This is a genomic window from Prochlorococcus marinus (assembly GCF_001180245.1).
Taxonomy (GTDB): Bacteria; Cyanobacteriota; Cyanobacteriia; order PCC-6307; family Cyanobiaceae; genus Prochlorococcus_A; species Prochlorococcus_A marinus_F.
The window spans coordinates 1-309 of the sequence record NZ_CVSV01000101.1 but is presented as its reverse complement, the minus strand read 5'-3'; the positions used below and the strand labels follow the sequence as shown (position 1 = coordinate 309).

The 309-nt window shown below is 41.4% G+C and carries 1 protein-coding gene; it reads left to right on the top strand.

What is annotated here, in order from left to right; translation table 11 throughout:
• The coding region (locus tag AMO19_RS03495) for a LysR substrate-binding domain-containing protein (protein WP_257008949.1) at positions 1–309 on the top strand (309 nt) is incomplete at both ends.

Genomic DNA, 309 nt, shown 5'->3' with positions numbered 1-309 from the left:
ACCAGAGGTGGTAGGAAGGCTCTATTGACTGAGGCAGGGAGACTATTACTTGAATATTGTGAACGAATTTTGAATCAATGCGACGAAGCTTGCAAAGCTATTGAAGATTTAAATAGCTTAAAAGGTGGAACTCTTGTCATTGGAGCGAGCCAAACAACGGGCACCTATTTAATGCCAAGAATGATAGGACTATTCAGACAAAAATACCCTGATGTATCGGTTCAACTTCAAGTTCACAGTACGAGAAGAACTGGTTGGAGTGTGGCCAATGGACAAATTGACTTAGCCATTATTGGCGGACAATTACCT